Origin of the sequence: Saccharothrix sp. NRRL B-16348 (assembly GCF_001280085.1) — a bacterium.
Taxonomy (GTDB): Bacteria; Actinomycetota; Actinomycetes; order Mycobacteriales; family Pseudonocardiaceae; genus Actinosynnema.
This window is the reverse complement of the sequence record NZ_LGED01000205.1, coordinates 39,254-52,486: the sequence shown is the minus strand read 5'-3', so window position 1 is coordinate 52,486 and position 13,233 is coordinate 39,254. Positions and strand designations below refer to the sequence as shown.

Sequence of the window (13,233 nt, the reverse complement as noted above, 5' to 3'; positions counted from 1 at the left end):
AAGATCACCGGACGGGGACGATCTTGTCGGGCATGGCATCCGCGCAGGTCAGAGGCGTCCTGAGGGGCGCGCGGTCAACCCATGTCTGAGTCCGTTCTCAGGTGGCGTGTGCCAGCGTTCGCACATCCGCCCGCGGCACCCCGAGCAGTCGCCTGCCGGCAGGTCCCGCCCACCAAGGAGATTCCCACGATGTCCGTGCTGGCTCGGCTGAGCCTGGCCAACCGAAGTCTCGTCGGGCTGCTCAGCCTGCTCGTGATCGGTTTCGGCGTGTTCTCGCTGCCCTCGATCAAGCAGCAGCTCTTCCCGTCCATCGAGTTGCCCGCCGCGGTGGTCATCGCGCCGTTCCCCGGCGCGTCGCCGGACCTGGTGGACAGCCAGGTCGCGGAGCCCATCCAGTCGGCGGTGCGCGGCGTCGAGGGCGTCGAGCAGGTGTTCACCCGCTCCGCCGAGAGCTCCGCGACGGTCCAGGTGATGTTCACCTACGGCACCGACATCGACGCCGCCGTGGCCAAGATGCAGCAGGCGGTGAACCGGCTCCAGCCGCGCCTGCCGCAGGGCGTCGAGCCGACCGTCGCGCAGGGCAGCACCGACGACATCCCGGTGATCGCGCTCGCCGCGACCTCCGGTGACGACGACATCGCCGCCGCGGCCCGGCTGCGCGCCGAGGTCGTGCCCGGCCTGGAGGCGATCCCCGGCGTCCGGGAGGCCACGGTCAGCGGTGAACGCGACCGCCAGGTCAACGTCACCGTGGACTACGCCCGCCTCGGCGCGGCCCGCGTGGACCCCCAGGCGCTGACCGCGGCCCTGACCACGGCGGGCGCGGTCATGCCGGCGGGCACCGTGCCGGAGGCCGACAAGACGCTGACCGTGCAGATCGGCAGCCCCGTCGCCACCGTGGACGACCTGCGGAACCTGCTGCTCGCCTCGCCCGCCGGCCCGGTGAAGCTCGGCGACGTGGCCCGGGTCGAGTCCGCGCCCGAGGCGGCGACCGTGCTCACCCGCACCAACGGCGAGGCCACGTTGGGCGTCGCGGTCACGATGACCGCCGACGGCAACGCGGTCGAGATCTCCCAGCAGGTCCGCGCCAAGCTCGGCGAGTGGGGCGAGGCGGCCGACTCCACGCTCACCGTCGCGTTCGACCAGGGCCCGCAGGTGGAGAAGGCGATCAGCGGCCTGACCACGGAGGGCCTGCTCGGGCTGCTGTTCGCGGTGGTCGTGATCCTGCTGTTCCTGCTGTCGGTGCGGTCCACGCTGGTGACGGCGGTGTCGATCCCGCTGTCCGTGGTGGTCGCGCTGATCGCCCTCTACACCGGCGACCTGTCGTTGAACCTGCTCACCCTCGGCGCCCTGACGATCGCGGTCGGCCGGGTGGTGGACGACTCGATCGTGGTGCTGGAGAACATCAAGCGGCACCTCGGCTACGGCGAGGAGAAGCAACGCGCCGTGCTCGACGGCGTGCGCGAGGTGGCGGGCGCGGTGACCGCGTCCACGCTGACCACGGTCGCGGTGTTCCTGCCGATCGCGTTCGTCGGCGGCATCGCGGGCGAGCTGTTCGGGCCGTTCTCCATCACGGTCACCGTGGCGCTGCTGGCGTCGCTGCTGGTGTCGTTGACGATCGTGCCGGTGCTGGCGTTCTGGTTCCTCAAGCGCCCGGCCGTGCCGACCGACCCGGAGGAGGCGGCGAAGGCGCGCGAGGCGGCGCTGGAGAAGGAGAAGCGCAGCCCGTTGCAGCGCGCCTACGTGCCGGTGCTCAAGTTCGCCACCACGCGCCGCTGGGTGACGTTGCTGATCGCCGTGCTCATCTTCGGCGGCACGCTCGGCCTGGCCGGCTCGCTGGAGACCAACTTCATCGACAACGCGGGCGGCACCGCGTTGCAGGGCAGCCAGAAGCTGCCGCCGGGCAGCAGCCTCGCCGCCCGGGACGACGCGGCGCGCAAGCTCGAAGGCGTGCTGGCGGAGACCGACGAGGTGGAGACCTACCAGGTCACCATCGGCACGGACAACAGCCTGGCCGCGTTCGGCTTCGGCGGTGACGGCGACACCAGCGTGCGCGCCACCGTGCGCGAGGGCACGGACCTGGAGGCGTTGCAGGACCGGCTGACCGAGCAACTCGCGAACACGCCCGGCGCGGGCGAGGTGGCGTTCGGCGCGGCGGCGTCCGGCTTCGGCTCGGACACGATCGACGTGCTGGTCACCGCGCCCGACGCGGACTCGCTGCGGGCCGCGGCCGACCGCGTGCGGCAGGTCGTGTCCGGCACGCCCGGCGTCGGCGAGGTCACCGACGACCTGTCGGTGAGCGCGCCGCGCGTGCAGGTGACCGTGGATCAGGCCGCGGCGGCGGCGCGAGGGCTCAGCGGCCAGGTCATCGGCCAGTTCGCGGCGCAGGCGCTGCGGGGCGTGCCGGTGGGCCAGTTGCCGATCGACGGCAGCTCGCAGCAGGTCGTGCTGCGCACGGGCACCACGCCGGCCGACGTGGACGCGTTGCGCGCGTTGCCGCTGCCGGGTGGCGTCACGCTCGGCCAGGTCGCCGAGGTGGCCGTGGTGGACGGTCCGGTGCAGGTGCGGCGCACCGACGGCGCGCGCAGCGCCACCGTGTCGGCCAAGGCCACCGGGTCCGACCTGGGCGCGGTGACGGCGGACCTGACGTCGCGCCTGGACGCGGTGGACCTGCCCGCCGGCGCCACGCACAGCATCGGCGGCGTCAGCGCCGACCAGGCCGAGACGTTCGCCGACCTGGGCCTGGCCATGCTCGCCGCGATCGCGATCGTGTTCCTGATCATGGTGGCGACGTTCCGCAGCCTGGTGCAGCCGCTGATCCTGCTGGTGTCGATCCCGTTCGCGGCGACCGGCGCGATCGGCCTGCTGCTGCTCACCGGCACCCCGCTCGGCCTGCCCGCGCTGATCGGCATGCTGATGCTCGTCGGGATCGTGGTGACCAACGCGATCGTGCTGATCGACCTGGTCAACCAGTACCGGCGGGACGGGATGCCGGTGCGCGAGGCGGTGGTCGAGGGCGGTCGGCGGCGGTTGCGGCCGATCCTGATGACCGCGGCGGCGACGATCTTCGCGTTGCTGCCGATGGCGTTGGGCATCACCGGCGAGGGCGCGTTCATCGGCAAGCCGCTGGCGATCGTGGTGATCGGCGGCCTGATCAGCTCCACGCTGCTCACCCTGGTGCTGGTGCCGACGCTGTACTCGATGGTCGAGGGCCGCAAGGAGCGCCGCCGGGCGCGCAAGGCCGCGCGGCCCGTCGAGGACCGGGAGCCGGTCACCGTCTGACGTTCGCCGGTTCGACAGGCCCCGTCGCCCTTGGTGGGCGGCGGGGCTTTGTCGTGACGGCGCTTATTCGGCTTCGCCGCGCCGGCCGTGCGACCCACAATGGCGAGGTGATCACGATGACCCCGGTGTTGGAGCGCCCGTTCGGTGACTGCCCGTTCTGGCCCGTCGAGCCGGGGGAGTACTTCCTGGAGGTGCCGCGCTCGCCGACCGCGGGCCGGGTCGCCACCCTGGCGTGGGCGCTGGTCGCGCACGGCGTCGGCGACGTCGACCTGAACGCCGACGTGCCGGACGCGGCCGGCGCGGTCGAGGCCTTCCTGGCCGCCGACGCCGACGAGGACGGCGACCGCCACTCGCCCGGCGGTCTCCGGGTCGCGTCGGGCGGGCTCGTGGTCCAGCCCGGGTGCTGCTTCGGGCTGGAGGAGTGGCGCACCTGGCTGGACGTCCTCGACGGCGAGGCGATCTGGCTCGGCCACAGCCCGGACGCCGTGATGGCGCACCGCGGCGAGGTGGTCCGGATCTGGCCGGACGACGACCTGGTGAACCCCCGGCGCACCGGGCCGCACGTCGACGTCCCGACCGCGGCCCTGCCCGGTCTCCTCCGGGACGTCCGGCGGGACCTGGTCGGGTTCCTCGACGCCCTGGGCGCGTGGGCGCGGTCCGTCGTGCCCGACCGGGCCGACCGCTTCGTGGCGGCCGTGGACCGGCGGCTGGTGATCAGCCCGCCCCTGGACCGCTGACCGTTCCGCCCGCACCGAAGCGGAGGCCGTCGATGAGCAGCGCGACCATCCGCTGCGTGTGGCCGTCGTCCTCCCGGGCGGGCAGGGTCAGGTTGGCCGTGGCGCGCAGCAGGTCGTACGGGTCGACGTCGGAGCGGACCTCGCCGGCCTCGGCCGCGCGGTCGAGCAGGGCGCGCAGGACGGGCACGAAGCGCTGCTGGAAGTAGGCGGGCAGGCTGCTGTAGGCCGGGTCGCCGGAGTGCAGGGCGGCGCTGAGCCCGTGTTTGGTGCCGATGAACCCGGTGAAGCGCTGCAACCACTTCACCAGCGCTTCGAGCGGCTCGTGCTGTGCGGCGAGGGCGGGCGCGGCGTCGGCGCACGCGTCGACCTCGTGCCGGAACACCGCGGCGATGAGGTCCGAGCGCTGCGGGAAGTGGCGGTAGAGCGTGCCCGCGCCCACGCCCGCCTTGGCGGTGATCTGGCGCACCGGGGCGTCCACGCCCGAGGTGGCGAACACCTCCGCGGCAGCGCTGAGCAGGGCGTCGGTGTTGCGCTGCGCGTCGGCGCGCACGCGCTTGCCCGCCCGCTCCCCGGTCACGCCGGCGTCGACTTCCTCGCTCACGACCACCCCACCTTGCTAAGCGGAACGTTGTTCCGTATCGTCGAAGTTGAACGTTGTTCCGTTTGTGTCAGCGTAGCGCTGCGCCGGGCACCTGCCAACGCACGAGGAGAACCATGAAGTACCGCACGCTGGGCCGCACCGGCATCAAGGTCAGCCCGTACGCCCTGGGCGCGATGATGTTCGGAGCCGCGGGCAACCCCGACCACGACGAGTCCGCCCGGATGATCCACAAGGCGCTGGACGCGGGCGTCAACTTCGTCGACACCGCCGACATCTACTCGTACGGCGAGTCCGAGGAGATCGTCGGCAAGGCCCTCAAGGGCCGTCGGGACGACGTCGTGCTGGCCACCAAGGCCCACCTGCCGATGGGGGAGGACCCGAACCGCCAGGGCAACTCGCGGCGCTGGCTGGTCCGCGCCCTGGAGGACTCCCTGCGCCGCCTGGAGACCGACCACGTCGACCTGTTCCAGGTCCACCGGCCCGCGCCCGACACCGACGTCGAGGAGACGTTGTCGGTCCTCACCGACCTCATGCGGGCCGGGAAGATCCGCGCCATCGGCACCTCCACCTTCCCCGCCTCGGAGATCGTCGAGGCGCAGTGGGTGTCCGAACGGCGCGGCCTGGCCCGGTTCCGCACCGAGCAGCCGCCGTACTCGATCCTCGACCGGCGGATCGAGAACGAGGTGCTGCCCGTCTGCGAGCGCTACGGCATCGGCACGCTCGTCTGGAGCCCGCTCGCCCAAGGCCTGCTCACCGGCCGTTACCGCAAGGGCACGCAGACCGACAGCAAGCGCGCGAGCTACGGCTTCAAGCACATGACCGACGAACGGCGGCTCGACGCGGTCGAGCAGCTCATCCCCGTCGCGCAGGACGCCGGGATGTCCCTGACGCACCTGGCGATGGCCTTCGCGATCGCCCACCCCGGCGTCACGTCCGCGATCATCGGCCCGCGCACCATGGACCAGCTGGACGACCTGCTGGCCGGCGCGGACGCCGTGCTGGACGACGACGTCCTCGACCGGATCGACGCCATCGTGCCGCCCGGCACCGGCGTGGGGGCGCTCGACATGGACTACCGCACACCGGCCGTCCAGCAGCCCCGCCTGCGCCGCCGCCCGGCCGACGAACGCTCGGCCGCCTGAGTCCGGCTGCCCCGTCGCCTGACCGGCGAACGCTCGGCCGCCTGACCTCGGGTCCTTTTACCGCTGATTCCGCATTCGTTCCCGGAATGGTGCTGCCCGCTTCTGCGGAGAAGGGGCAGCACCATTCTCTTCACCCATGGGACCGTTGATTAACGGGTAATGTGGTCAGCTGGAGTACCAGTCCACGCAAAGCTGGGCGACGTAACCGGTGCGGCCGTCCCACTTCACCTGGACCCACCAGTCGCTCGTGCCGCCGCACGCGGTGTAGCTCCCGCCCGACGTGGCCTCGCACGCCGCCGGCGCCTGCTGCCCGGGCTGGATGATGCCCAGGCGCGTGGAGTCGTCGTTCGCGCGCAAGCGGACGTTGACGCCGCTCACGCCCGATTTGGGTGTGACGTGACAAGCGGGCACCGCCGACCGGTCCACCGCGTAGCCGGTCGGCGCCGGCGCGGCCAACGACGCCGCGGACGCGGACGACGGCGCCAACGCCATCATGACGAAAACGATCAGCGCGCCCGTGGACGCGATCAGAGAATTCTTTTTCACAGCTCCCCCTTCGGGATCCATTCACGGTCCCGAAGGCGACGATAGCCATGACTTCGAAGACTTCGCAGTCCCTCGTCAGTGTGAATGCGGCGACACGCCGACGAGGGACTGTTGATCCTTTATCCGCGCATTCGCGCGACCGGTCAGGCGCCCGGCTCGTAAGCCAGGTTCGGCCGGAGCCAGCGCTCGACCTCCGCCACCGGCATGCCGCGCCGGCGCGCGTAGTCGACCACCTGGTCGCGGCCGATCCGGCCCACGGTGAAGTAGCGGGCCTCCGGGTGCGCGAAGATCACCCCGCTCACCGCCGCCGCCGGCGTCATCGCGAACGAGTCCGTCAACGCCAGACCGACCCGCTCGGCCTCCAGCATCGCGAACAGGTCCGCCTTCTCGCTGTGGTCGGGGCTGGCCGGGTAGCCGAACGCGGGCCGGATGCCGCGGAACCGCTCGGCGTGCAGGTCCTCCAACGCCGGGTCGGCGTCCGGCTCGAACCAGTCCCGCCGCGCCTGGAGGTGGACGTGCTCGGCGAACGCCTCGGCCAGCCGGTCCGCCAACGCCTTCACCATGATCGACTTGTAGTCGTCCTGCTCCCGCTCGTACCGCGCGGACAGCTCCTCGGCGCCGTGGATGGCCACCGCGAACCCGCCCAGGTGGTCGCCCGCGGGCGCGATGTAGTCGGCCAGGCTCCGGTTCGGCCTGCTCGCCGGCTTCTGCGTCTGCTGGCGCAGCATCGGCAGCCGCCGCCCGTCCACCACGATGTCGTCGCCCTCGGATTGCGCGGGCCAGAAGCCGTACACGCCCTTCGCCTGCAACGAACCGTCCGCGATGATCTGGTCGAGCATCGCGTTCGCGTCGTCGAACAGCTCCTGTGCCGCCGGGTTGGTCTGCAGGATCTTCGGGTACTTGCCCTTGAGCTCCCACGCCAGGAAGAAGAACGTCCAGTCGATCATCGCCCGCAGCTCGGCGAGCGACGGCTCGACGACCCGCAGCCCGGTGAACGCGGGCGTCGGCAGCTCCTCGAACGACACCGCCTCGGCGTTCGCCCGCGCCTGCTCCACCGTCAGCAACGGCGTGCTCTGCCGGTTCTCGTGCTCCTCGCGCAACCGCTGCTGCTCGACCCGCGTCGCCACTGCCAGCTCCTCGGCGCGCTCGTCGTCCAGCAGCGCCGACACCACGCCCGCCACCCGTGACGCGTCCAGCACGTGCACCGTGGTCTGGTCGTACACCGGCGCGATCCGCACCGCCGTGTGCTGGCGGGACGTCGTCGCGCCGCCGATCAGCAGCGGCAGCTTCATCCCGCGCCGCTGCATCTCCGCCGCCACCGACACCATCTCGTCCAGCGACGGCGTGATCAGCCCGGACAGGCCGACCGCGTCCGCGCCCTCGGCGATCGCGGTGTCCAGGATCTTCGCCGCGGGCACCATCACGCCCAGGTCGACCACGTCGTAGTTGTTGCAGCCCAGCACCACGCCGACGATGTTCTTGCCGATGTCGTGCACGTCGCCCTTCACCGTGGCCAGCACGACCTTGCCGTTGCCGCGGGTGGAGCCGGAGGCTTCCTTCTCCGCGTCCATGTACGGCTCCAGGTGCGCGACCGCGCGCTTCATCACCCGCGCGCTCTTCACCACCTGCGGCAGGAACATCTTGCCCGCGCCGAACAGGTCGCCGACGACCTTCATGCCGTCCATCAGCGGACCCTCGATCACGTCCAGCGGACGCGCGGCCTCCAACCGGGCCTCTTCGGTGTCCTCGATGATGAAGTCGACGATGCCGTGCACCAGCGCGTGCTCCAGCCGCTTCGCCACCGGGCCCTCGCGCCACGCCAGGTCGATCACCCGCTTGGTGCCCTTGCTCGCCACCGACTCGGCGAACGACACCAGCCGGTCCGTGGCGTCCGGGCGGCGGTCGAACAGCACGTCCTCGACCAGTTCCAGCAGGTCCTTGGGGATGTCCTCGTAGACCGCGAGCTGACCGGCGTTGACGATGCCCATGTCCAGGCCCGCGCGCACACCGTGGTACAGGAACGACGAGTGCATCGCCTCACGCACGGTGTCGTTGCCGCGGAACGAGAACGACAGGTTCGAGATGCCGCCGCTGATCCGCACGCCCGGACAGCGCTGCTTGATCAGCGGGATCGCGTCCAGGAACGCCTTGGCGTACCCGTTGTGCTCGGAGATGCCGGTCGCGACCGCGAGCACGTTCGGGTCGAAGATGATGTCCTCGGCCGGGAAGTCCGCCTTCTGCGTCAACAGGTCGTACGCGCGACCGCAGATCTCGACCTTGCGCTCGGCGGTGTCGGCCTGGCCCAGCTCGTCGAACGCCATCACCACCACGCCCGCGCCGAAGTCGCGGATGCGGCGGGCCTGGGCCAGGAACGACTCCTCGCCCTCCTTCAGGCTGATCGAGTTGACCACGCCCTTGCCCTGCACGCACTTCAGCCCGGCCTCCAGCACGCTCCACCGCGAGCTGTCGATCATGATCGGGACGCGGGCGATCTCCGGCTCGGTGGCGACCAGGTTGAGGAACGTGGTCATCGCCCGCTCGCTGTCGAGCAGGTCGGCGTCCATGTTCACGTCCAGCAGGTTCGCGCCGCCGCGCACCTGCTCCAGCGCGACGTCCACCGCCGCCTGGTAGTTGTCGCTCTCGACCAGCCGGCGGAACTTCGCCGAACCGGTCACGTTGGTGCGCTCGCCGATCATCACGAACCCGGTGTCCGCGCTGATCTCGAACGGCTCCAGACCGCTGAACCTGGTCCGGTCCGGCACCCGCGCCACCGACCGCGGCGGCAGGTCCTTGACCGCCGCCGCGACCTGCGCGATGTGCTCGGGCGTCGTGCCGCAGCAGCCGCCGACGATGTTGACCACGCCCTCCGAGGCGAAACCGTGCAGCAGCGCGGCGGTCTCGTCCGGGGTCTGGTCGTAGCCGCCGAACGCGTTGGGCAGCCCGGCGTTGGGGTGGCTCGCGGTGTAGGTGCCGGCGATCCGGGACATCTCGGTGACGTGCGGTCGCATCTCGGCCGCGCCCAGTGAGCAGTTCACGCCCACGATCAGCGGCTTCGCGTGCGCGACGGAGTTCCAGAACGCCTCGACGGTCTGCCCGGACAGCGTCCGCCCGCTCAGGTCCACGATCGTGACCGAGATCCACAGCGGCAGGTGCGGCGCGACCTCGCGGGCCGCGGCGACGGCGGCCTTCGCGTTGAGCGTGTCGAAGATCGTCTCGATGAGCAGCAGGTCGACACCGCCCTCGGCGAGCGCGCTGATCTGCTCCGCGTAGGCGTCCTTGACCCGGTCGAACGACACCGTCCGGTACGCCGGGTCCTCGACCCGCGGCGACAGGGACAGGGTGACGTTGAGCGGGCCGACGGAACCGGCCACGAACCGGCCGCCCGCCTCGTCGGCGGCCTGGCGGGCGAGCTGCGCGCCGCGCAGGTTCATCTCGCGGACCAGGTTCTCCAGGCCGTAGTCGGCCTGCGCGATGCTCGTCGCGGTGAACGTGTTCGTCGTCGTGATGTCCGCGCCCGCGGCCAGGTACTGCCGGTGGACGTCGAGGATGACGTCCGGCCTGGTCAGGTTGAGCAGGTCCGGGTCGCCGGTGACGTCGTGCGTGTGGTCGCCGAGCAGGTCGCCGCGGTAGTCGGCCGGGGTGAGCCCGGCGGCTTGGAGCATCGTGCCCCAGGCGCCGTCCAGCACCGCGACGCGCTGGTCCAGCAGCTCTCGCAGGGCGTTTTCCGACACGCGGCCTCCCAGGTTTGGGAGGCGCCCTTCGGATCGTCGAGCCCCGGCCGAGCGTGGCGGGCTCGTCGCCCGTTGCAGCGCCTCTCGATCGGGAGTCCGATCCTAGCGAACCACGCGATCGTGGGCGGACCCGCCCAAAGGGTGAGACGGCGGTGACGGGATTCAGCGCGTGATCACGACCTCCAGCGTGCGCGGACCGTGCACGCCTTCGACGCGTTCCAGCTCGATGTCGCTGGTCGCGGACGGTCCGCTGATCCACGTCTGGGTGCGCACCCCGACCAACGCCGCCACCGCGTCCGGCACGCCCGCCACCACCTGGTCGGCCCGCACGACCACCAGGTGGTAGTCCGGCACGAGGGTGAGGGCTCGGGGGCCTTGGTCGGCGGCGTCGTGGTCGAGCACGATCGTGCCGGTTTCCGCGACCGCCACGTGACAGGCCGTGACCACCGCGTCGGCGGCTTCGACGATCCCGCGAAGCGCTTCGCGAGCGTCCCCGCCAAGGGGAACCCTTGATTCGATTCTACCGACGGGGTCCGACAATTCCGCGTGCTCCGACCCCGCCCCACCCGGTTCCGACCCTGGTCCGCCTGGTTCGGCACCTGATCCGGTCGCCGGTCCCGCCGCGGGTTCAGCCGCCGGTTCCGCCGCTGGTCCGGTAGGTTCCGCCTGGGATCCGGTCGCCGGTTCGTCGCCCGGCCCGGCGGCCGATCCCGCCCCCGGCCCGCCGGCCGGTTCAGCCCCGGATCTCGCCCACCCCGCCGTCCACTCGGGCGGAACGCCGGGTGCCGTCACGACGTGGCGCGCGCCCCGGTCACGCAGCGCCGCGGCGACCGCGTCGGCCACCTCGTCGGCCGCCACCACGCGAACCAGCGCGCGGTAGTCGCGGAGGCGTTCGGTGAACAGTTCCAGGTCACCCGGCCCCCGCGTGCCCGCCGCCCGGTAGTCGCGCGGCACCGGCGGGACCTCACGCGGGCCCTTCGCCCGTCGCACCCTCGCCAAGACCTCGTCACGAGCACTCAACGTGACTCCCACCAGTCGCGGAACGTCTCCTGAGGCGGTTGTGGCAGGTCGCGGGCCGTCGACCAGCCCGGCAGCGGCACGTGCCGGCTCGCCACCCGCCCGAACTTGCCCAACCGCACCAGCCGACGCCACCGCCGCGCGTCCGACATCGCCCACGCCAACGCCCGCATCGCCGTCGACTCCGGCGTGGTCCGCTTCGACGACGTGACCCGCTCCCGCAAGTGCACCAGCATCGACGGGATGTCGATCGCCACCGGGCACACGTCGTAGCAGACACCGCACAGCGACGACGCGAACGGCAGCGTCGGGTTGCGGTCGACGCCGGTCAGCTGCGGCGACAGCACCGCGCCGATCGGACCGGGGTACGTCGAGCCGTACGCGTGCCCGCCGGTGCGCTCGTACACCGGGCACGAGTTCAAGCACGCCGAGCACCGGATGCAGCGCAACGCCGCCCGCCCGTCCGGGTCGGCGAGCGTGGCCGTGCGGCCGTTGTCCACCAGCACCACGTGGCTGGTCTGCCCCTCGGTCGGCCCCGTCCACACGGACGTGTACGGGTTCATCCGCTCACCGGTCGACGACCGCGGCAGCAACTGCAGGAACACCTCGAGGTCGCGCCACGACGGCACCAGCTTCTCGATGCCGACCACGCTGATCAGCGTGCGCGGCAGCGTCAGGCACATCCGGCCGTTGCCCTCGGACTCAACCACCACCAGCGACCCGGTCTCGGCCACGCCGAAGTTCGCGCCGGAGATGGCCACGTCCACCGTCATGAACTTGTGCCGCAGGTGCCTGCGCGCCGCCTCCGCCAACGCCCGCGGGTCGTCGGTCAGCTCCGGGTCCACGCCCGGCATCTCGCGCCGGAAGATCTCCCGGATCTCCGACCGGTTGCGGTGGATCGCGGGCACCAGGATGTGGCTCGACTTGTCGTTGCCCAGCTGGACGATCAGCTCGGCGAGGTCCGTCTCCACCGCGTGCACGCCGATGTCGGCCAAGGCCTCGTTCAGCCCGATCTCGACCGTGGCCATCGACTTGACCTTGATCACCTCGCGCGTGCCGGTCGCCCGCACCAGGTCGGAGATGACGCGGTTGGCCTCGTCGGCGTCACGCGCCCAGTGCACGTGCGTGCCGCGGCTGGTCAACGCCTCCTCGAACCGCACGAGGTACTCGTCCAGGTTCGCCAGCACCTCGTCCTTGATCGCCGCGCCCGCCGCGCGCAGGGGCTCCCAGTCCGGCAGCTCGCCGACGACGTTCGCCCGCTTCGCCCGGATCGTGCCGGTCGCCTTGGCCAGGTTGCGGCGCAACTGGGCGTTGCCGAGGGCCTCGCGCGCCGCCTTGGGGAACGGCTCGCCGGTCAGGTTCCCGCCGCCGGCGGGCATGCCCAGGAACGTCGTCATCGCGTGTGCTCCAGGATCTGGGCGAGGTGCAGCGGTCGGACGCCGCTGCGCAGCCTGCTCAGGCCGCCGCCGATGTGCATCAGGCACGACGAGTCGCCCGCCGTGAGCACACCGGCCTTCGTGCTCAGCACCGCGCTCATCTTGTCGCCGAGCATCGCGGTGGAGGTGTCGGAGTTCTTCACCGCGAACGTGCCGCCGAACCCGCAGCACGTCTCGGCGGACGGCAGCTCGACCAGGTCGATGCCCTCCACGGCGCGGAGCAGCCGCAACGGTCGGTCGCCCACCTTCAGCACGCGCAGCGAGTGGCACGTCGGGTGGTAGGTGACCCGGTGCGGGAAGTACGCGCCCACGTCGGTGACGCCCAGGACGTCCACCAGGAACTCCGACAGCTCGTACGTGCGCGCGGCGGTGTCCGCGGCGGCCTCGGCCAGCTTCGCGTCACCGTGCTTGCGGGCCACGTCGGCGTGCTGGTGGCGCACCGATCCCGCGCACGACCCGGAGGGCGCGACGATCACGTCGGCGCCCTCGAACGCCTCGACGTGGTTGCGGATCACCGGCATCGCCTGGCCGGGGTAGCCGGTGTTGATGTGCATCTGGCCGCAGCAGGTCTGGGCGGACGGGACGACCACCTGGTGGCCGAGCCGTTCCAGCAGCCGGACGGTGGCCTTGCCGACGTCCGGGAACAGACCGTCGACCAGGCACGTGACGAACAGCGCGACTCTCACCGCGGTGAGTCTAGACTCTGTGGTCTGACCACACCAGGCTGTGGTCAGACCACAGTGC

The 13,233-nt window shown here is 71.7% G+C and carries 9 protein-coding genes; 3 read left to right on the top strand and 6 right to left on the bottom strand.

What is annotated here, in order from left to right; translation table 11 throughout:
* The first annotated feature begins 189 nt into the window (after positions 1-189).
* Positions 190-3,279: an efflux RND transporter permease subunit gene (locus ADK67_RS23950; protein WP_053718733.1), complete on the top strand. Its 3,090-nt coding sequence runs from the start codon at positions 190-192 to the stop codon at positions 3,277-3,279.
* Between the two features lie 116 nt (positions 3,280-3,395).
* Complete coding sequence (locus tag ADK67_RS23945; RefSeq protein WP_053718732.1) at positions 3,396-4,016, top strand: hypothetical protein; 621 nt, start codon at positions 3,396-3,398, stop codon at positions 4,014-4,016.
* On the opposite strand, the gene ADK67_RS23940 is transcribed toward ADK67_RS23945, so the two are convergent.
* Entirely contained in the window at positions 3,994-4,617 is a 624-nt protein-coding gene (locus ADK67_RS23940; RefSeq protein ID WP_231648338.1) for a TetR/AcrR family transcriptional regulator, read from the bottom strand. The two genes, ADK67_RS23945 and ADK67_RS23940, sit on opposite strands and share 23 nt — an antisense overlap.
* Before the next feature lie 113 nt (positions 4,618-4,730).
* On the opposite strand from ADK67_RS23940, the gene ADK67_RS23935 reads away from it, so the two are divergent.
* Positions 4,731-5,759 (top strand): aldo/keto reductase, encoded by a 1,029-nt coding sequence (locus ADK67_RS23935; protein WP_053718730.1) that lies wholly within the window; start codon positions 4,731-4,733, stop codon positions 5,757-5,759.
* 165 nt (positions 5,760-5,924) lie between these two features.
* Here ADK67_RS23935 and ADK67_RS23930 read toward each other — a convergent pair whose 3' ends face one another.
* The 5 genes from ADK67_RS23930 to ADK67_RS23910 form a co-directional block, all read right to left on the bottom strand.
* Complete coding sequence (locus ADK67_RS23930; RefSeq protein WP_157620790.1) at positions 5,925-6,305, bottom strand: hypothetical protein; 381 nt, start codon at positions 6,303-6,305, stop codon at positions 5,925-5,927.
* 143 nt (positions 6,306-6,448) lie between these two features.
* Positions 6,449-10,036 carry a methionine synthase gene (gene metH, locus ADK67_RS23925; protein ID WP_197289591.1) on the bottom strand — a complete coding sequence of 1,196 codons (3,588 nt, stop codon included), beginning with the start codon at positions 10,034-10,036 and terminating at the stop codon, positions 6,449-6,451.
* A 162-nt stretch (positions 10,037-10,198) separates the two neighbouring features.
* The gene (locus tag ADK67_RS52690) at positions 10,199-10,555 is read right to left on the bottom strand and encodes a LutC/YkgG family protein (protein ID WP_269436024.1); all 357 of its coding nucleotides are present in this window, start codon (positions 10,553-10,555) and stop codon (positions 10,199-10,201) included.
* 497 nt (positions 10,556-11,052) lie between these two features.
* Positions 11,053-12,450 (bottom strand): LutB/LldF family L-lactate oxidation iron-sulfur protein, encoded by a 1,398-nt coding sequence (locus ADK67_RS23915; RefSeq protein ID WP_053718727.1) that lies wholly within the window; start codon positions 12,448-12,450, stop codon positions 11,053-11,055.
* Entirely contained in the window at positions 12,447-13,175 is a 729-nt protein-coding gene (locus ADK67_RS23910) for a (Fe-S)-binding protein (RefSeq protein WP_053718726.1), read from the bottom strand. Before ADK67_RS23910 ends, ADK67_RS23915 begins: the two co-directional genes overlap by 4 nt.
* Between the last annotated feature and the right edge of the window lie 58 nt (positions 13,176-13,233).